This window comes from Amnibacterium kyonggiense, assembly GCF_004364555.1.
Lineage (GTDB): Bacteria > Actinomycetota > Actinomycetes > Actinomycetales > Microbacteriaceae > Amnibacterium > Amnibacterium kyonggiense.
The window spans coordinates 540,143-559,575 of the sequence record NZ_SOAM01000002.1; the positions used below are offsets into that span (position 1 = coordinate 540,143).

The following is a 19,433-nucleotide window of genomic DNA, read 5'->3' on the forward strand; positions in this document are numbered from 1 at the left end:
CTCAACGGACCACCGGGTCCGTCAGGATCGCCCAGGGGTCGCCGTACGTGTGCCAGCGCAGCGGCGGGCGCAGGCCCCAGTCGTGCGCGGCGAGGAACACCGCCTGCTCGTCGTCGACGCGGCTCGTGTCGGAGTGCGCCTCCTCGGTCCGCATGATCGTCTTCCGGTGCTCGAGGAACACGTGGAGGAAGTGCTGCTCGCTGCCGCCGGCGAGCGGCGTCCTCGCGTGCCGCTGCACCCAGGCGCGCATGCCGCCGAACGACAGCGGGTCGTCGCCCGGGCCGTGCATGACCATCGCGTCGTAGTAGACGAACTGCCCGAGCGTGGAGAGGCCGTCCCGCTTCGCCGCGCGCACGGCCGGGTCGAAGTAGACGCGGTCGCGTTCGTCGTCCTGCGCCCGCTGGAACCGCGGGTCGGCCGCCGCGCGGTGCCATGCCGCGACGAAGGCGTCGCCGAGCCCCGCATGCGAGTCGGTGCCGTTCACCCGCTCGAGCGCGGGGATGAAGCGGGCCAGCGGGTTGGCGGGCTCGGCCGCCGTGTACGCGCGGACGACCTCGAGCATGTCGCCGGTCCCGCTGCAGAAGCCGATGATGCCGCCGGTGTAGCCGCGGCCGTCCCCGATGTCCTCGATGTAGGTGAACTGCGCCCGCCAGTCCAGCGAGGAGTTCTCCGCGCTGGAGACGAGCTCCATCGCGATCTCCTTCTCGACCGGCGCGGTCAGGCCGGGGCCGCGGGCGCCGGCGTGGAGGTGGACCGGTGTGCAGGCGAGCGCCATGGAGGGCACGGCGACGAGGACGGCGACGGTCGTCAGCACTGCGGCGACGATGCGGCGATGCGGCATGGCGGCGACCGTAACAGCCAACCGTCCTTCCGGTAAGACTGTTTACAGAAGCGAAACATCCGCCCGCGCAACAGCGCGAACTTGCCACTTGTCGACCCCGGCAGCGGCGTGTCGGGGCCGAGAAGTGGCAAGTCCGCGCTGGGGCGGCCGCTGCGGTCAGGCCGCGGGGGTCGCCTCCGGCCGCCGCGCCTCGCTCGGCGCCCCGCCGCCGCGGCGACCGACCTGCTTCGGCAGGGTGAAGACGAGGAGGAACGCGACCACGGCGAACGCGGCGCTGACCAGCAGCGCGGAGGCCGCGCTCGTGCCGAAGGCGTTCGCGACGTCCGTCGAGGTCGGGCGGCGGCCGGCCGGGAAGGAGAGCGTCCCGAAGAACACGCTGCCGATCACCGCGATGCCGATCGCGGAGCCGATCCGCTGCATCGTCGAGATGACGCCGCTCGCGGCGCCCGCCTCCGATGGGTCGACGGTCGCGACGATGAACTGCACGTTCGGCGCGATGAAGAAGCCGCTGCCGACGCCGGCCACGAGCAGCGGACCGAGCAGGTCCCAGTTCGTGAGGTCCGGCGCGGGGACGAGCAGCAGCACGAGCCACACGCCGAGGAGGCCGAGCGCGACCATCCCGGCCCCGAGCACGAGCACCCGGCGGCCGATCGCCGCCGCGAGGCGCGTGCTCTGCGAGGCGCCGATGATGCTGCCGATCGCGAACGGGATCGAGACCAGGCCGGACTCGAGGGCGGTGTGGCCCAGCCCCGACTGCCAGAGCAGCGAGATCGAGAAGAAGATGCTGACGAAGGCGGCGAAGTAGACGAGCGCGAGCAGCGTGCCGCCGGTGAACGCGGGGTGCGAGAAGAGGTGGGGCGGCACGAGCGCGGTGCGACCGCGTGCGACGACGCGCCGCTCCCAGAGGGCGAACAGGACGAGCAGCACCAGGCCGCCCGCGATCGAGAGGTACGTCCAGAGCGGCCACTTCAGGTCCTGGCCCTCGATGAGCGGCACGAGGATCGCGGACAGCGCCGCGGTGACGAGCAGCAGCCCGACGAGGTCGACGCCCGCCGACGCGGAGGCCTGCTTCGGGCTGTTCGGAACCAGCGCCGCGGTCGCGATCAGCGCGACGATGCCGATCGGGAGGTTCACGAAGAAGACGTAGCGCCAGCCCTCGTCCCGACCGAAGGCCTCGATGAGCAGGCCGCCCAGCACCGGACCGATCGCCGACGAGACGCCGAGCACGGCGCCGAACACCGCGAACGCCTTGCCGCGGACGCGACCCGAGAACAGCAGCTGGATGTACGCGGAGACCGCGGGCAGGTAGAGGCCGCCGGCGAGGCCCTGCACGACGCGGGAGACGACGAGCTGCGCGTCGGTCTGCGAGAGCCCGCAGGCGACGCTCGCCGCGACGAACAGCACGAGACCGCTGAAGAAGACCCACTTGTGGCCGAAGCGGTCGCCGAGCCGTCCGGCCGGGATCAGCGCGAGGCCGAACGCGAGCGAGTAGCCGGAGATGATCCACGACAGCGTCGCCTCGGAGGCGTCGATGCTCGTGCGGATCGAGGGCAGGGCGACGTTCACGATGGTGGCGTCGATGAGGGACATCACGGCGCCGAGGAGGATCACGGCGAACGCGATCCAGGCGCGGCGGGGCGCGACCTGGATCGTGCCCATGGCGGGGGCGGAAGCGGACATGTCAGTCGGGCTCTCTGGTGTGTTCGGCCCGCACGATGGCGGGGAGGTCGGCGAGCAGGGAGTCGAGCCAGTCGAGCTCGGCCTGCAGTCGGTAGGTCTGGTGCGCCATCACGTGGCGCTCGGTGAGGTTGAGGTACTGGTCGACGTGCTCGAGGCGCGCCGCGTGCTGCTCGGCGGCGGCCGCGACGGTCGCCCGTCGGGAGCGCAGCAGGTCCGGCAGCTCGCCCGCGAGGTCCTTGCCGACCCGCGCGAGGACCAGGTCGAACGGGTCCGGCCGCAGCGAGAACTCCGACAGCATCTCGAGGCGGAGGTGGTCGAGCGCGATGCGCCCCGCCTCCGTGATCCCGACGACCTGCCGCTCCGGCCGGGCGCCCTCGCGCTCGGTGCGGACGGGCTCGACGAGCTCCTCCGCGAGCATGCGGTTCAGCGCGCCGTAGATGCCGCCGACCCGGAAGTCGGTCCACATGTGCACGTGCTCCTTCTCGGCGAGGAGCCGGAGCTGGTGCCCGTGCATCGGTCCCCGCTCGGCGAGCGCGCCGAGGATGAAGACGCGGATGGAGGACATGCGATCAGTCTCGCATGACTAATCCTGTGAGATCGAGGCGAACGTCCCCGTCAGCGGGTCGGGCGGCGGCGCCTCCGCAGCGCGAGCACGATGAGCACGATCCCGACGATGGCGACGACGAGGCCGATCGCGAGCCAGGTGCGGTCCCCCGTCATGAAGCTGCCGGGGATCAGGTTCAGCCCCTGACCGGTCCAGACCGCGCCGGTCACCAGCGCGATCAGCCCGAGGACGAGGAACGCGATGCGGGCGGGGCGGCTCATGGGCGTCACGGTAGCGGCGGGCGCTGCGCGGCGCCCTGTCAGGCGCGCCGCCGCCCGACCCCCGCATCGAGGGGCGGCAGCATCGCCGCGGTCACCGGCGCTCGCGACGGCCGGCGTGCTCGTGGCCGGCGGCCGCCGCTGACCCCGGTCAGAGGCGGACGAGCATCTTCCCGACGTTGCCGCCCCGCATGAGGTCGAGGAACGCGTCGACGGCGTGGTCGAGCCCGTCGCGGACCGTCTCGTCCGACACGATGCGTCCGTCCCGCACCCAGGGCCCGACCTCGGCGACGAAGTCGGGCCAGCGGTGGAGGTGGTTCGGGGTCGTCCAGCCGCGCAGCGTCAGCCCGCGGGTGATGATGGTGAACAGGTTGTCCGGACCGGGGGCGCGGTGCTCGTCGTTGTACGTGGCGATCGACCCGCACAGCGCCGCGCGACCGCCGTCGTTGAAGACCTCCAGCGCCGCCTCGAGGTGGTCGCCGCCCACGTTGTCGAAGTAGACGTCGATGCCCTCGCCCTGCTCGGTGCCGGTCGCGGCCACGAGCTGCTGCCGGATCGGGGCGGCCCGGTAGTCGAGCGCCGTGTCGAAGCCGTACCGCTCGGTCAGGAGGCGCGCCTTCTCCGGCCCGCCCGCGGACCCGATCGTGCGCGAGGCGCCCTTGAGCTTCGCGATCTGCCCGGCGGCGGAGCCGACCGCGCCGGCGGCGCCCGACACGAACACCACGTCGCCCTCGTGCACCGAAGCGATGTCGGTGAGCCCGAGCCAGGCGGCGAAGCCCGTCCCGCCGAGCACGCCCAAGTACGCGGAGGCGGGGACGCCCTCCTGCTCCGTCACGCGCCGGAAGCTCCGCGCCGGCGCCTGCGCGACGTCCCGCCAGCCGAGGTCGTGCTGCACGAGGTCGCCCTCCGCGAACCCGTCCGCGCGGGACGCGACGACCCGGCCCAGCGCCGCGCCGGTCAGCGCCTCCCCGAGCTCGAACGGCGGCACGTAGCTGCGGCCCGCGTTCATCCGCCCGCGCATGTACGGGTCGACCGACATCAGCTCGTTCGCGACGCGCACCTCGCCGTCCTGCAGCTCGGGCAGCGGGACCACGACGGTGCGGAAGTCGTCGTGGCCGGGCCACCCGGTCGGACGGCGGGCGAGGTGGATCTGCGTGCTGTCGGTCACGCCGCGACGCTACGCCGCCCCTACCTCGCGAGACGCCAGAGCCCGTCCGCGGACGGCGCGAGCCGGCCCTCCTCCCGCAGATGCGCGGCGATCCGGCGGAGGTCGTGCTGCCACGTCACCTCGAGGTCGCCCGCGCGGCGGAGCTCGTCGCCGTGCAGCCGCTGGACGTCCCGGGCGACCTGGACCGGCGACGCCGAACCGGCGTGCACGCGGAGCGACTCGAGCAGCCACGCGGTGAGCGCGGGCCGGCCCGCGGTGCGGTCGCGCGAACGCGCGGGCGCGGTCGCGGACGCCCGGCGACCGGTCCGCTCCGGCGCGACGAGGTGGTCGACGAGTGCCGCCCAGTCCGCGACGGCGGGGTCGCCGAGGCGCACCCGTTCGCCCGGGAAGCCGTCCGCGTCCTGCGCTCCGCGGCCGTCCTGGCCGCCGTCGACGAGGAGGGCGTCCCGCGGCAGCACCGCCCGATCGGCGAGCACGAGGCGCCGGTGGGCGGGGTTCGGCCTGCCGGCGTCGTCGGCCTCGAGGGCGCCGAAGTGGAGGGCGACCCAGTCGAGCCGCTGCTGCCACGCCGACGACCCGGGCCACGGCGGGGGTGCGAGGAGGCGCGCGTCGTAGACCTCCGCGAGCCGGGCGAACCCCGCGATCGCGCCGGGGAGCGGGTCGGCGAGGCCGATGATCCCCGGCGTCTCGTCGGGCCGGCCGACCTGCGCGGAGGCGGGCAGCCGCCGGACGCCGGACGCGAGGTCGATCACGGCGGTGTCGAGGTCGACGAGCAGCAGCCGCTTCGGGGGCTCGGCGGCGAAGGCCTCGCCGATGCGCAGCACCGCCTCCTCGAGGAACGGCGCCGGGGCGGCGTCGGGCAGCGCGGCAGCGACGTCCTCCAGCGCCCGGGAGGGCGCGACGCCGCGGTGGACCGCGGCGTACAGGGCGCCGACGGCCGGCGTGCGGCTGCGGCCCTCCGCGCCGTGCACGAGCACCCGCCGGCCCTCCGCGCGCAGCGCCGCGATCGTGTCCACGGCGTCCTGAAGCACCAGGTCGAGGTTCGGGTTCCGGCCCGGCTGGTCGACGAGCCAGAACGCGACCCGCTCGCGATCGGTCTGCCGCCGGCCGATCCGGCACAGCGCGACGACCGCGTCGACGTCGGGCGGGAGGTCGTCGAGCGCCGCGAGCGAGCCGAGCAGCACGCCGTCGTCGTGCGGGTGCGGCACGAGCACGCCTGGCCCGACGGGGCGGACGCGGTCCACGGCGGGCCAGCCCGTGCCGTCGCCGAGGCCGCCGTTCGCCGCGAGCACCGCGGCGCGGGTCAGGTCCTCGGCGCTCAGGCCGGGCCACCCGTGCAGCGCGCGGCGCCAGGCGGCCGGGACGGCGGACGCGCCCCAGCGGGCGCCGAGGAGGGACCCCGCGAGCGCGGCGACGGACGGCCCGAGCGGCGCGGCGGCCTCGAGCGCCGCCCGGAGGTGCGCCCCGGGCCGCTCGTCCGGCACCGGCGTCGACCGCACGACCGACCACGCCGCCTGCAGCAGCCCGACCGCGCCGTGCTCGGGCTCGTCGCCCGCCTCCGCCGCGTCGACGCGCGCCGACCAGATCGCGCGGCGGTCCTCCGGCAGCACACCGAGGCCGCCGCGGAGGTCGAGCTCCCCCGCGCGGACGGCCAGGTGGATCGCGGCCGACCACAGGGCGCACGCCTCGCCGACCTCCGGATCCGGCTGCGTCAGCGCGGCGATGCGCGCCGCGCTGCGGGCGAGGCCGCTCGCGGTCGGCGACGGGAGGAAGCCGAGCGCGACCGGCGCGGTCCGCAGCAGCGCGCCGCCGTCGTCCGCGCCCGTGACGATGCGGGCGGCGCCCCGGGCCGCGGCCGCGGTCGGCTCCCGGAGGGATCGGAGGACGGCGGTCGTCGGTGCGCCGAGGTCCTCCCCGTCCTCGACGAGGTCCGCCCAGGCGGCGACGACCCGGTCCTGGGTCGACTCGTCCGTCAGGGACTCGCCCGCAGCGACGGCGGTCAGGACGGGGACCGCCGCAGCCGTCGCCGCGCCCCAGCCGCTCCCACCGCGGCCGAGCGCATCGCCGACCGCCAGGCCCAGCACCGCGCCCGCGGCGCGGTCGTCCGTCGTGCTGCTCATCGGCGCTCCGCCACACCCCGACTCTGGCGTGTCGCGCGCACCCGCGGGGCAGCGGGCCCGGCGCGCCGCCCAGGCGACGCACGGCAGGATGTCGGCATGCGCGCAGTCGTGTACGAGCAGTACGGCGGGCCCGAGGTCCTCGAGATCACGGAGGTCGACGAGCCGCACGCGCGACCCGGCACGGTCCGCATCGCGGTGCACGCCGGCGGCGTCAACGCGGCGGACTGGAAGATCCGGTCCGGCGCATTCAGCGGCGGCAAGCCTCTCGCCGCCCCGGCGATCGTCGGGCTCGACGCGGCCGGTGTCGTCGACGAGGTCGGCGAGGGCGTCACCGGCGTCGAGGTCGGCGACCGGGTGTTCGGCTCCGGACGCGGCACCTTCGCCGAGCACGCCGTCCTGACCGACTGGGCTCCGCTGCCCCGCCACGTGTCGTTCGCGGAGGGCGCCGCGACGCCGGTCCCGATGGACACCGCGGTCCGCGTGCTCGAGGCCGTCCACGCGAGCGCCGGCGACACGCTCGTGATCTCGGGCGCGGCCGGCGGCGTCGGCACCGTGCTCATCCAGCTCGCCCGCGCGGACGGGCTCATCGTCATCGGCACCGCGAGCGCCGCGAACCTCGAGTACGTCGAGGCGCTCGGCGCCCTCGCCACGACCTACGACGAGGGCTGGGTCGAGCGCGTGCGCGAGCTCGCGGTGGCCGAGGTCAACGTCGCAGCCGACCTCGCCGGCGCCGGCGTCCTCCCGCAGCTCATCGAGCTCACCGGCGACCCGAGCCGCGTGGTGACCATCGCCGACGGCCGGGCGGCCGAGCTCGGCGTGCGGTTCACCTCCGGCGGCGGCGACAAGAGCGCCGCGCTGCAGCAGGCGTCCCGGCTGCTCGACTCCGGGGACCTCCGCGTGATCGTCGAGCAGACCTTCCCGCTCGCCCAGACGCCGGAGGCGCAGCGCCTCAGCGAGCTCGGCCACGTCCGCGGCCGCGCGGTGGTCGAGATCGACCGATGACCTGGACCGAGCAGGAGCTCGCCGACGTCGGCGCCGCGGACGAGCTGCGGATCGCGGCCCGGCGGGAGGACGGCACGCTGCGTCCCGCGGTGACGATCTGGGCGGTCCGCGCGGGCGACGCGCTCTACGTCCGGTCCGCGTACGGCCGCGGCAACGGCTGGTTCCGGCGCGCGCTCGCCACGCACGAGGGCCGCGTCGACGCGGGCGGCGTGAGGAAGGACGTGCGCTTCGAGGAGGTGCCGGCCGACGAGCACGAGGCGGTGGACGCCGCGTACCACGCGAAGTACGACCACTACCCGAAGCAGTACGTCGACCCGGTCGTCTCCCCCGAGTCGTGGGCGGCCACGCTGCGGCTGCTCGCCTGACGCTTGCCCGTGTCGGCGCCGGTTCCTACTGTGGGCGGGTGCCGACGACGGAGAGGGGCTGAGCCGTGCTCGGACGGGTGCTCGTGCGCTTCCTCCGGCCGTACTGGACGCTGATCGCCGGCGTCGTCGTCTTCCAGGCCGGCCAGTCGATCGCCTCGCTCGCGCTGCCGAGCCTCAACGCGACGATCATCGACGAGGGCGTCGCGAAGGGCGACACCGGCACGATCCTCCGGGTCGGCCTCGTCATGCTCGTGGTCACCGTCGCGCAGATCGCGTGCTCCGTCGTCGCGGTGTGGTTCGGCTCGCGCGCCGCGATGGCGTTCGGGCGGGACGTGCGGCTCGCGGTGTTCGACCGGGTCGGTGCGTTCTCGGAGCGGGAGGTCGCCCGGTTCGGCGCCCCGTCGCTCATCACCCGCACCACGAACGACGTGCAGCAGGTGCAGATGCTCGTGCTGATGACGTGCACCATGCTCGTCGCGACGCCGATCCTCGCCGTCGGCGGCATCGTCTTCGCACTGCGGGAGGACGTCGGGCTCTCCTGGATCGTCGTCGTCGCGGTGCCGGTCCTGCTGCTCGGGGTGGGGCTCGTCATCTCCCGGATGTCGCCGCAGTTCGAGCTGATGCAGGTGCGGATCGACGGCGTGAACCGCGTCCTCCGCGAGCAGCTCACCGGCATCCGCGTCATCCGCGCCTTCGTGCGCGAGCCCGTCGAGACGGCGCGGTTCGAGGAGGCGAACCGCGCGGTCACCGAGACCGCGGTCCGCGCCGGCCGCTGGTTCGCGGTGATGTTCCCGTTCGTGATGCTCGTGCTCAACGTCTCGAGCGTCGCCGTCATCTGGTTCGGCGCCTTCCGCATCGACGACGGCAGCCTCCAGGTCGGCCAGCTGACGGCGTTCCTCAGCTACCTCGTCCAGATCCTCATGGCGGTGATGCTCGCCACGTTCCTCGCGGTGATCCTGCCCCGGGCGAACGTGTCCGCGAAGCGGATCGGGGAGGTGCTGGAGACCGTCTCGAGCGTGCTCGCGCCCGAGGCGCCGCAGCCGATCGCCGCGGCTGACGGCACGGTCGAGCTGCTCGCGGCGGCCTTCGCCTACCCCGGCGCCGAGCAGCCGGTCCTGCACGAGGTCTCGCTGCACGCCCGTCCCGGCGAGACCGTCGCCATCATCGGCAGCACCGGCGCGGGCAAGACGACGCTCGTGAACCTGCTCCCCCGCCTCTTCGACGCCACCGGCGGCACGGTGGTCGTCGACGGCACCGACGTCCGGCAGCTCGACCCCGAGCTGCTGTGGTCCCGCATCGGGCTCGTCCCGCAGCGCGCGTTCCTGTTCAGCGGCACGGTCGCGTCGAACCTCCGCTACGGCGACCCGGACGCGACCGACGAGCAGCTCTGGGCGGCGCTGGCCACGGCGCAGGCGGAGGACTTCGTGCGCGCCATGCCGGAGGGGCTCGAGGCGCCGATCGCCCAGGGCGGCACGAACGTGTCCGGCGGCCAGCGGCAGCGGCTCGCGATCGCGCGGGCGCTCGTGAAGCGGCCGCCGATCCTCGTCTTCGACGACGCGTTCTCCGCGCTCGACACCGGGACGGACGCGCGCCTCCGCGCCGCCCTCGACCGGGACTTCGCCGACGCGACGCGGATCGTCGTCGCGCAGCGCATCTCCACGATCACGGGCGCCGACCGCATCGTGGTCCTCGAGGCGGGCCGGGTCGTCGCGACCGGCACGCACGAGGAGCTGCTGCGCACCTCCCCCGAGTACGCGGAGATCGTCACGAGCCAGCTCGCCGCGCAGGAGGCGTCCGCATGAGCGGCACGCGCCCGCAGCCCGCCGTCGCGGCCCGCAGCGCGGCACCGCCCGGTGCCCGGCGCGGCGGGCCCGGCGGCATGGGGATGGGCATGCCCGCCGAGAAGGCCATGCGGTTCGGTCCGTCCGCCCGGCGGCTGCTCGGCCGCCTCGCGCCCGAACGGGTCGGCGTCGCCGTCGTCCTCGTGCTCGGCGTGATCAGCGTGGTGCTGACGGTGCTCGGGCCGCGCCTGCTCGGCGAGGCGACGAACCTCGTGTTCGCCGGCGTGCTCTCGAAGGACCTGCCGCCGGGCACGACGAAGGCGGAGGTCCTCGCGCAGCTCGAGCGGCAGGGCGAGGGCGCGCGCGCCGACCTCCTCCGGCCGCTCCCCATCGACCCGGGGCACGGCATCGACTTCCGCGCCCTCGGCATGCTGCTCATGCTCGTCCTCGGGCTCTACCTCGTCGCCTCGCTGTTCTCGTTCCTCCAGGGCTTCCTGCTGAACGCGATCACGCAGCGGACCGTGTTCGGCCTGCGGGCGGACGCGGAGGCGAAGCTGCACCGGCTGCCGCTCGCCTACTTCGACCGCGTGCCGCGCGGCGAGCTGCTGAGCCGCGTCACGAACGACCTCGACAACGTGCAGCAGTCGCTGCAGCAGACGCTGAGCCAGGCCGTGAACTCGGTACTCACCGTGATCGGCGTGCTGGTCATGATGTTCGTGATCTCGCCGGTGCTCGCGGTCGTCGCGCTGATCACCGTGCCGCTGACGGTGTTCGTCACGACGCGGATCGCGAAGCGGTCGCAGCCGCTGTTCGTGCAGCAGTGGACGAGCACCGGCGCGCTGAACGCGCAGATCGAGGAGGCGTACAGCGGCCACGCGCTCGTGAAGGTCTTCGGCCGGCAGCGCGAGGTCGCGGAGCACTTCCAGGCGAAGAACGAGGAGCTGTACCGCGCCTCCTTCGGCGCCCAGTTCGTCAGCGGCCTGATCATGCCGGCGACGATGTTCATCGGGAACCTCGTCTACGTCGTCGTCGCGGTCGTCGGCGGGGTGCTCGTCGCGGGCGGGTCGCTGTCCCTCGGCGGCGTGCAGGCGTTCATCCAGTACTCGCGGCAGTTCACGCAGCCGCTCAGCCAGCTCGGGTCGATGGCGAACCTGCTGCAGTCCGGCGTCGCATCCGCGGAGCGGGTGTTCGACCTGCTCGACGCGGACGAGCAGTCGCCGGACCCGTCGCCCGCGATCGTGCCGGAGCACCCGGCCGGCCGGCTCGCGTTCGAGCACGTCGCGTTCTCCTACGACCCGGAGAAGCCGCTCATCCGGGACCTGTCGCTCGTCGCCGAACCGGGCAGCACGATCGCGATCGTCGGCCCGACGGGCGCGGGCAAGACGACGCTCGTCGGGCTGATGGAGCGGTTCTACGAGGTCGACGGCGGCCGGATCACCCTCGACGGCGTCGACGTCGCGGACATGGCGCGCTCGGCCCTCCGGTCGCGGATGGGCATGGTGCTGCAGGACACGTGGCTGTTCGCGGGCACGATCCGCGACAACATCGCGTACGGGCGCCCCGGCGCGACGGGGGACGAGATCCAGGCGGCCGCCCGCGCGGCGTACGTCGACCGCTTCGTGCACGCGCTGCCCGACGGGTACGACACCCTGCTCGACGACGAGGGCGGGAACGTGTCGGCGGGCGAGAAGCAGCTGATCACGATCGCCCGCGCCTTCCTCGCGCGGCCGTCGGTGCTGATCCTCGACGAGGCGACGAGCTCGGTCGACACGAGGACCGAGCTGCTCGTGCAGCAGGCGATGAGCGCCCTCCGACGCGACCGGACGAGCTTCGTCATCGCGCACCGGCTCTCCACGATCCGCGACGCGGACCTGATCCTCGTCATGGAGCACGGCGACATCGTCGAGCAGGGCACGCACGAGGAACTGCTCGCCGCGACCGGCGCCTACGCACGCCTCTACGAGGCCCAGTTCGCAGCCGCGATCGAGGACTGACGCCCTCGGCTCGACCGCCAGACCCACGGTGGTCGAGGTGCGAGCGAAGCCGGCCTCCAGACCACCGGCGGCGGGGATCAGGGCTCCCAGCGGCGGCCGTACTCCTGGAGCGGCTGGAGGGACGCGAGGAGGTCGCGGCCGCGCGCGGAGAGGCGGTACCGCACGGTCACGGGCGTGGTCGGCTCGACGAGCCGGTCGATGAGGCCGCCGTGCTCGAGCTCCTTGAGGCGCACCGCGAGCATCCGGTCCGACAGCCCGTCGACGGTCGCGACGATCTCGCTGAAGCGGGTGGCGCCGCGGGACAGCGCGAGCATGATCCCGCTGCTCCACCGCCGCCCGACGAGCTCCACGATCGACGTCGCCCGGCGGCACTGCTCGTCGTCGACGGTCTCCCAGCCGGTCAGGGTCCGATCCGCTCCAGTCACTTCTCCATCGTAAGCGACTTACGCCGTCGTTGACGCATCGCGAACCCCTGCCGATGCTGGCGGGCATGGTCGACTACGGGCACCCCCTCCGGTTCGGTTCCTTCATCACGCCGTCGGCGACGGCGCCGCAGCGGGTCGTCGACCTCGCGGTGCGGAGCGAGGAGGTCGGGCTCGACCTCGTGACGTTCCAGGACCACCCGTACCAGCCGGCCTTCCTCGACACGTGGACGCTGCTGTCCTGGGTCGCCGCGCGCACGGAGCGCATCCACCTCTCGGGCAACGTGCTCAACCTGCCGCTGCGCATCCCGTCCGTGCTCGCGAGCTCGGCCGCGAGCCTCGACCTGCTCTCGGGCGGTCGGGTCGAGCTCGGCCTCGGCGCGGGCGGCTTCTGGGACGCGATCGCGGCGATGGGCGTGCCGAAGCTGACGCCCGGCGAGAGCGTCAGCGCGCTGTCGGAGGCGATCGACGTGATCCGCGGCCGCTGGGACGCCGCCGACCGGTCGGTGCTGCGCGCGGGCGGCGACCTCCACCGGGTCGACGGCGCGAAGCGCGGGCCCGCGCCCGCCCACGCGATCCCGATCTGGGTCGGTGCGCGCGGCCCCCGGATGCTGCGCCTCATCGGGACGAAGGGCGACGGCTGGCTCCCCTCGCTCCCCTGGCTGCAGCCCGGCGACCTCGCCCGCGGCCAGGCGATCATCGACGGGGCCGCGCAGGCCGCAGGCCGCGATCCGCGCGAGGTCGTCCGGCTCCTCAACATCGACGCGGACACGGGCGCCGACGAGCTCGTCGCCCTCGCGCTCGAGGACGGCATCAGCACGTTCATCCTCCCGACGGATGACACGGCGGCCCTCGAGCGCTTCGCGACGGAGGTCGTGCCCGCGGTCCGCGAGCAGGTCGGCGCCGTACGCGCCGAGCGCGGCACGACGGCGGGCCGCGCCCGCGGCGCGGTCGCGCTCGCGAAGCGGCGGCCGGGCATCGAGTACGACGGCCTGCCCGCCGCGCTCGCCGAGACGGCGGTGGAGCCCGGCGACCAGGGGTACGCGCGGTACACGTCGAGCTACCTGCGCGGCGGTGCACCCGGCCTGATCCTCCGGCCCCGCACGGTGGAGGAGGTGCAGGAGGCGGTGCGCTTCGCGGGCCGCCACCGACACCTCCCGCTCGGAATCTTCAGCGCGGGCCACGGGCTGTCCGGCCGGTCCTTGAATCGGGACGGCCTGGTCGTCGACGTCGGCACGCTCCGCTCGATCGAGGTGCTCGACGCGGCAGCCGGGCTCGTGCGCATCGAGCCCGGCGCCCTCTGGGTGGAGGTCGCGGAGGCGCTCGAGCCGCTCGGGCTGGCGATCACGAGCGGCGACTACGGCGGGGTGGGCGTCGGCGGGCTCGCGACCGCCGGCGGGGTCGGCTGGTTCGCCCGCGAGCACGGGTTGACGATCGACCGCATCCGCGCCGTCGAGGTGGTGCTCGCCGACGGCTCGTTCGTCCGCGCGACCGCGACGGAGCATCCCGATCTCTTCTGGGCGATGCGCGGGGCGGGCGCGAACTTCGGCGTGGCCGTCGCGTTCGAGTTCGAGGCGGCGCGGGTCGGCACGATCGCCTTCGCGCAGCTCGCCTTCGACGTGGCGGACACCGCCGCGTTCCTCGAGGGCTGGGGCGCAGCGATGGAGGCCGCGGACCGCAGCGTGACCGGCGAGATCATCATCGGCCGCGGCGGCCGCAGCGCCCAGGCGATGCTCGTGGTCGACCACGACGACCCGGACACCGTCCTCGAGGGGCTGCAGCCATTCGCGGCGATCGCGCCGCTCGTCGACTCGTCCGTCGCGCTCACCTCCTACGCCGGGCTGATGCGGGCGATGGTGAGCGACGCCCCGCAGCAGGGGCGGGGCGAGCCCCGGTCGCACTCCGGCAACGTCCCGCACCTCACCCCGGCCGTCAGTCGCGCGCTCGCGGCGCTCATCGACTCGGGCTCGTCGTACTTCTTCTCGCTGCGCGCCCTCGGCGGCGCGGTGGCCGACGTCCCCGCGGCGGCGACGGCCTTCGCGGGCCGCGACGCGAACTTCACCGTCGCCGCGTTCGGCAGCCCGGACACCGAGTTCGACGCGCGCTGGCGCGAGCTGCTGCCCGTCCTGGACGGCATGTACCTGAGCTTCGAGTCCGACACCGGTCCGGAGGTCGTCGCCCGCGCCTTCCCGCCGGCGCACCTCGCGCGCCTCCGGGCGCTCAAGGCGACGTACGACCCGGCCGCGCTGTTCCGCGACAACTTCTTCATCGCGCCCGAGGAGCGGGAGGAGTCCGCGGTCGCCTGATCCGCTGGCGGCGACGGTGCCCGCCGCTAGCCTCGCGGAGTGACGGATCGGCCGCTGGTTCGGGTGCTCGGCTCCGTGCGCGCGACCGACCGGTCGGGCGGCGACAGCGCGCCCGCCGGCGCGATGCCCCGCCGGCTCCTCCTCGCGCTGGCGCTCGCCGGCGCGGAAGGGCGGAGCGTCGGCGCGCTGACGGACGACCTGTGGCCGGACGACCCGCCGCGCAACCCGCGGGCCGCGATCCAGATGCTCGTCTCACGCGTCCGCGCGACCGCGGCGGACGGACTTCTCGAGTCCACCGTCACCGGTTACCGCGTCATCGCCTCGGACCTCGCGCTCGCGGAGCGGGCCGGCGCCGCTGGAGCCGAGGAGGCCCTGGCCCTCTGGAGGGGTGAGCCGGGCGCCGACCTCGATCAGGACGCGCTGGCCGACGAGCTCCTCGAGCGGGCGACTCGGGCGCGGGTGCGCCTGCTCCGCCTCGCCGGGCAGCGGCTGCTCGACGAGGGCCGACCCGCCGCCGCGGTGCCGCTGCTCGAGCGCCTCGTCGAAGCGCTGCCGCTCGACGGCCCGGCGACCGCGCTGCTCATGCGCGCCGCCGCGGACGACGGCCGCGTCGACGCGGCGCTCGGCGCCTTCGCCGCCCACCGCGAGCGCGTCGCCGACGCCCTCGGGGCCGACCCCGACCCGGACCTCGTCCGCCTGAACACCGCGCTGCTCCGGACGCAGGCATCGCCCACGTCCGCCGAGCTCGTGGGCGTCCGCGCGGCGACGACGCCGCTCCTCGGCCGCGAGCCGGACCTGGTGCTCCTCGGGACGACCGTGCCCGCGCACCGGCTCACGTCGATCGTCGGTACCGGCGGCCTCGGCAAGACGCGGCTCGCGCACGAGACCGCACTCCGCCTCGCGGACCGGTACGAGCGCATCGTCTTCGCCGAGCTCGCGGGCGCGCAGGAGGATGCCGACGTCGAGCTCGTGGTCGGCGCCGCCGTCGGCGCCCGGCCGGTCCAGCGCGCCCGGCGCCTGGCGGAGGTGCTGCCGCCCGACCTGCCGACCCGCACCCGGGAGGCGCTCGCGGCGCGTCGGACGCTGCTCGTGCTCGACAACTGCGAGCACGTCGTCGACGCGGCGGCGTCCCTCACCGCCGACCTGCTCGGCGCCGTGCCGGGGCTCACCGTGCTCACCACGAGCCGGGTGCCCCTCCTGCTCCCGGGTGAGGCGGTCGTCGCTCCGCGGCCGCTCGACGCGGATACGGACGCGGCAGCGCTCTTCATCGCCCGGGCGACAGCGGCGCGGCCGGGCGTCTCGCTCGACCTCGCCCTCGTCGAGCGGGTCTGCTCCCGCCTCGACGGGCTGCCGCTCGCCATCGAACTCGCGGCGGCGCGCCTCCGGTCGATGGCGCTGCCCGAGCTGGACGCGCGGCTGGCCGACCGCTTCGCGGTGCTCGTGGGCGGGGACCGCACCGCGCCCGACCGCCACCGCACCCTCCTCGCGGTCATCGAGTGGAGCCGTCGGCTCCTCTCCCCCGCCGCCGCCGACGCCCTGACCGCGCTCGCGGTCTTCCCGGACGGCTTCACCGCCTCGGCGGCCGATGCGCTGCTCGGCACCGACGCCGCCGAGCTCCTCACCGAGCTCGTGGACCAGTCGCTGCTCACCGTCGGCGAGGCACGGCCGGGTCGGAGCCGGTACCGCATGCTCGAGACCGTCCGCGAGTACGGGCTGCGGGAGCTGCGGGACACGGGTCGACTCACCGACGCCCTCGCCCGGTTCGACGCCTGGGCCGTCCGCTTCGCGCGGGCGACCTCGCCCGGCCTGCTCGCCGGCCTCGACCCGAGGGCCGCGGGCGCGGTCGCCGAGGAGGAGGAGACGCTGCTCGCGATCGTCCGGCGGGACGCGCGCACCGAGGCGGCCGTCGCTGCGCTCGCCCTGCTCACCGAGTCGTGGCTGTACCGCGGCGAGTTCGAGCCGATCGCCGGGGTGCTCCCCGCCCTGCTCGAGGCCGGCCGGGTCCCGCCGGCGTCGCCCGACGCGGTGGCCGAGACGGTTCGAGCCCTCGCCATCGGCACCTCGGTCGCGCTCATCGCCTCGAGCCCCGAGGCGCTCCGCGCGCTCGCGCTCCTCCGCCGCGTGGTGCGCCGCGCGGACGTGTCGCCCGGGTTCTGGACGGTCTTCGCGCGCGAGCTCCTGCTCAGCCCGGACTTCACCGCGGGCGTCGGCGCGCTCGACGCCCTCTCCGCCGACCCGGACCCGCTCGTCGCCGCGTTCGCGCTCATGATGCGCTCGCAGCTCGCCGAGAACGCGGGCCGGCTCGACGCGGCGCTGGACGACCTGACCGCTGCCGACGCGATCACGACGCGGCACGGCTACACGTGGCTCCGTCACCTCGGCCGGATCAACATCGCCTCGCTCCGCAGCCAGCGCGGGGAGGCCGCCGCCGCGCTCGCGGTCGCCCTCCGGACGCAGCGGGAGATCGAGGAGCTCGGCGTGGAGACCGACGTGCGGCAGCTCGAGTGGCTGGTCGCCGCCTGCCGCCTGTCGATCGGCGAGGTGGACGAGGCCGAGCGCGGCTTCGAGCGCCTCGCCGAGTCCCGCGGCCGGGGCGGCGCGGAGGACGAGGCGGACAACCGCGTGCTGGCGGCCGCGGGGCTCGCGGAGGTCGCGACGGTGCGGCGGGACGTGCCCCTCGCGCTCGCCCGTTGGGACGAGGTGCTGGCGATCCAGGCGCGATCCGGCTCCCCCTGGCGGCTGCTCGCCGCTGGCGGGGCGCTCGCGGCCCGGGTGGAGCTCGGCGTCCCGGTCGCCGACCTCGCCGTGCCGTACCGCCGGCTGCGCACGCGGCTCATCGCGGTCGCCCGGCTGCAGAGCGCCCGCATCGACGCGCCCGTCACGGGCTCAGGGCTCGTCGGCCTCGCGGCCGCCCTCCGTCCCGTCGACCCGGAGGCGGCGCGGGGGCTGCTCCGGCTCGGCGTCGCACTCGCCGCGCGGCGGGACCTGCCCTCAGTCGCGCGCGCCCTGGCCGGGGTCGCGCCCGCCGAGCCGCCCGGGCCGGGCGCCGCAGCGCGGGTGATCGCGCTGCTGCGATCACCCGCGGTGCGACGCGGACCGGGCGGCTGAGGGGCCGGGCTCAGGCCTTGCGCATGTAGGCCCGCACGGTGAGCGGCGCGAAGACCGCGACGACCACTGCGGCGCCGAGCAGCGACAGCCACACGTCGCCCGTCACCTGCTGCTCGTTCACCATCGTCCGCACGGCGGTGATGAGGTGCGAGACGGGGTTGATCTCCGCGAAGACCTTGAGCGGCTCGGGCAGCGTCCCCGTCGGCACGAAGGCGTTCGAGAGGAACGTGAGCGGGAACAGCACGAGGAACGAGATGCCCTGCACGGAGCCCGCGGTGCGGGCGAGCATGCCGAAGAGCGCGAAGATCCAGCTGAGCGACCAGGCGACGACGATCACGAGCAGGCCCGCCGCGACGGTCCACCCGAGGTGGTCGAACACCTGGTGATAGCCCATGGTCCCGCCGACCACGAAGGTGATCGTCGTCGCGATGGCGTAGCGGACGGTGTCGGCGAGCAGGGCGCCGGCGAGCGGGGCGATCCGGGCGATCGGGAGGGACCGGAACCGGTCGAACACGCCCTTGTCCATGTCCTCCCGCAGCTGCACCCCGGTGACGACGGAGCCGGTGATGACCGTCTGCACGAGGATGCCCGGGATCAGCGTGGGCAGGTACTTCGTGACATCGCCGGAGATCGCGCCGCCGAAGATGTAGGCGAACATCACCGTGAAGATGATCGGCTGGAGCGTCACGTCGAAGAGCTGCTCAGGGGTGCGCCGCACCTTGAGCAGGCCGCGGTAGGCCATCGTCAGCGACTGGCCGACGATGCGGGTGATGCCGTTCCGCGGCTGCGCCGCGGCGATGGATGCGACGGCGGTCATGCCATCACCTCGTCCTTCTCGGCCGTCTCGGCCGCGTCGTCCTGGTCGGCCCCGTGGCCGGTGATGGCGAGGAAGACCTCGTCGAGCGTGGGCTTCTGCACGCCGAACTCGGCGAGCCGGATGCCCGCGTCCCGCAGGTCCACGAGCAGATCGGTGACCCGGTCCGGGTCCTGGAGCGGCACGGTGAGCCAGGCGCGCTCGGCGCTCGCCACGGGCTGCACGCCGACGCGAGCACGGATGCGCGCCTCGGCGACCGCGAGGTCGGCCGGCTCCACGAGCCGGAGCTGCAGGGAGGCGGTGCCGACGGACGCCTTGAGGTCGTCGGAGGTGCCCTCCGCGACGACCCGACCGCGGTCGATGACGGCGATCCGGTCGGCGAGCTGGTCGGCCTCGTCGAGGTACTGCGTGGTGAGCAGGACCGTCGAGCCGGTCTGCACGAGCTCCCGGATCGTGTCCCACATCTGCGCCCGTGTGCGGGGGTCGAGCCCCGTGGTCGGCTCGTCGAGGAAGATCAGGGGCGGCTGGGCGATGAGACTCGCCGCGAGGTCGAGCCGGCGCCGCATGCCGCCGGAGAACTTCTTCAGCGGGCGCTTCGCCGCCTCGGTGAGGGAGAACCGGTCGAGCAGGTCGACGGCCTTCGCCCTGGCCTGCTTGCCGGAGAGGCCGAGCAGCCGCCCGAACACGACGAGGTTCTCGGTGGCGGACAGCGTCTCGTCGACCGAGGCGTACTGCCCCGTCACGCCGATCAGGCCGCGCACGGTGGCGGCCTCCTTGACGACGTCGTGGCCGAGCACGCGGGCCGACCCGCCGTCCGGCTTCAGCAGGGTGGCGAGCATGGAGATGGTGGTGGTCTTCCCGGCGCCGTTCGGGCCGAGGACGCCGTAGACGCTGCCCGGCTGCACGACGAGGTCGACGCCGTCGACGGCGCGGTTGTCGCCGAAGACCTTGACGAGGCCGACCGCCTCGATGGCGGGTGCGGTGGTTGAGGTGGACATGGGAGGAACTGT

The 19,433-nt window shown here is 74.7% G+C and carries 15 protein-coding genes; 6 read left to right on the plus strand and 9 right to left on the minus strand.

Translation table 11 applies throughout. The features are described 5' to 3' along the window. Window position 1: 1 nt before the first annotated feature. The 6 genes from CLV52_RS10975 to CLV52_RS18735 form a co-directional block, all read right to left on the minus strand. Entirely contained in the window at window positions 2-841 is an 840-nt protein-coding gene (locus tag CLV52_RS10975) for a chitosanase (RefSeq protein ID WP_133766376.1), read from the minus strand. 156 nt (window positions 842-997) lie between these two features. Beyond that, a complete protein-coding gene (locus CLV52_RS10980) occupies window positions 998-2,521 on the minus strand; it encodes an MFS transporter (RefSeq protein WP_133766377.1) in 1,524 nt (507 codons plus the stop codon). 1 nt (window position 2,522) lies between these two features. After that, the gene (locus CLV52_RS10985; RefSeq protein ID WP_133766378.1) at window positions 2,523-3,086 is read right to left on the minus strand and encodes a PadR family transcriptional regulator; all 564 of its coding nucleotides are present in this window, start codon (window positions 3,084-3,086) and stop codon (window positions 2,523-2,525) included. A gap of 50 nt (window positions 3,087-3,136) precedes the next feature. Continuing rightward, window positions 3,137-3,346, minus strand: coding sequence for a hypothetical protein (locus CLV52_RS10990; RefSeq protein ID WP_133766379.1), 210 nt, complete (start codon window positions 3,344-3,346; stop codon window positions 3,137-3,139). Window positions 3,347-3,494: 148 nt separating this feature from the next. Then, window positions 3,495-4,511, minus strand: coding sequence for an NADP-dependent oxidoreductase (locus CLV52_RS10995; protein WP_133766380.1), 1,017 nt, complete (start codon window positions 4,509-4,511; stop codon window positions 3,495-3,497). Between the two features lie 20 nt (window positions 4,512-4,531). After that, a complete protein-coding gene (locus CLV52_RS18735; protein ID WP_211342681.1) occupies window positions 4,532-6,631 on the minus strand; it encodes an ADP-ribosylglycohydrolase family protein in 2,100 nt (699 codons plus the stop codon). A gap of 96 nt (window positions 6,632-6,727) precedes the next feature. Between CLV52_RS18735 and CLV52_RS11005 the strand changes: the two genes are divergently transcribed. The 4 genes from CLV52_RS11005 to CLV52_RS11020 all read left to right on the plus strand — a co-directional run bounded on the left by CLV52_RS11005 (window position 6,728) and on the right by CLV52_RS11020 (window position 11,773). Then, entirely contained in the window at window positions 6,728-7,633 is a 906-nt protein-coding gene (locus tag CLV52_RS11005) for an NADP-dependent oxidoreductase (protein ID WP_133766381.1), read from the plus strand. Beyond that, window positions 7,630-7,998 (plus strand): DUF2255 family protein, encoded by a 369-nt coding sequence (locus CLV52_RS11010; protein WP_133766382.1) that lies wholly within the window; start codon window positions 7,630-7,632, stop codon window positions 7,996-7,998. Before CLV52_RS11005 ends, CLV52_RS11010 begins: the two co-directional genes overlap by 4 nt. Window positions 7,999-8,063: 65 nt before the next feature. Beyond that, the gene (locus CLV52_RS11015) at window positions 8,064-9,800 is read left to right on the plus strand and encodes an ABC transporter ATP-binding protein (protein ID WP_133766383.1); all 1,737 of its coding nucleotides are present in this window, start codon (window positions 8,064-8,066) and stop codon (window positions 9,798-9,800) included. Continuing rightward, the gene (locus CLV52_RS11020; RefSeq protein ID WP_133766384.1) at window positions 9,797-11,773 is read left to right on the plus strand and encodes an ABC transporter ATP-binding protein; all 1,977 of its coding nucleotides are present in this window, start codon (window positions 9,797-9,799) and stop codon (window positions 11,771-11,773) included. The genes CLV52_RS11015 and CLV52_RS11020 overlap by 4 nt, the downstream gene beginning before the upstream one ends. 77 nt (window positions 11,774-11,850) lie before the next feature. Here CLV52_RS11020 and CLV52_RS11025 read toward each other — a convergent pair whose 3' ends face one another. Further along, entirely contained in the window at window positions 11,851-12,198 is a 348-nt protein-coding gene (locus CLV52_RS11025; protein WP_246018082.1) for a winged helix-turn-helix transcriptional regulator, read from the minus strand. A gap of 65 nt (window positions 12,199-12,263) precedes the next feature. On the opposite strand from CLV52_RS11025, the gene CLV52_RS11030 reads away from it, so the two are divergent. Both CLV52_RS11030 and CLV52_RS11035 read left to right on the plus strand, forming a co-directional pair. Next, complete coding sequence (locus CLV52_RS11030) at window positions 12,264-14,501, plus strand: LLM class flavin-dependent oxidoreductase (protein ID WP_133766385.1); 2,238 nt, start codon at window positions 12,264-12,266, stop codon at window positions 14,499-14,501. Between the two features lie 39 nt (window positions 14,502-14,540). Continuing rightward, window positions 14,541-17,609 carry an ATP-binding protein gene (locus CLV52_RS11035; RefSeq protein ID WP_133766386.1) on the plus strand — a complete coding sequence of 1,023 codons (3,069 nt, stop codon included), beginning with the start codon at window positions 14,541-14,543 and terminating at the stop codon, window positions 17,607-17,609. A 10-nt stretch (window positions 17,610-17,619) separates the two neighbouring features. Here CLV52_RS11035 and CLV52_RS11040 read toward each other — a convergent pair whose 3' ends face one another. After that, entirely contained in the window at window positions 17,620-18,426 is an 807-nt protein-coding gene (locus CLV52_RS11040) for an ABC transporter permease (protein ID WP_133766387.1), read from the minus strand. Further along, window positions 18,423-19,421: an ATP-binding cassette domain-containing protein gene (locus CLV52_RS11045; RefSeq protein ID WP_133766388.1), complete on the minus strand. Its 999-nt coding sequence runs from the start codon at window positions 19,419-19,421 to the stop codon at window positions 18,423-18,425. Before CLV52_RS11045 ends, CLV52_RS11040 begins: the two co-directional genes overlap by 4 nt. Window positions 19,422-19,433 lie beyond the last annotated feature (12 nt).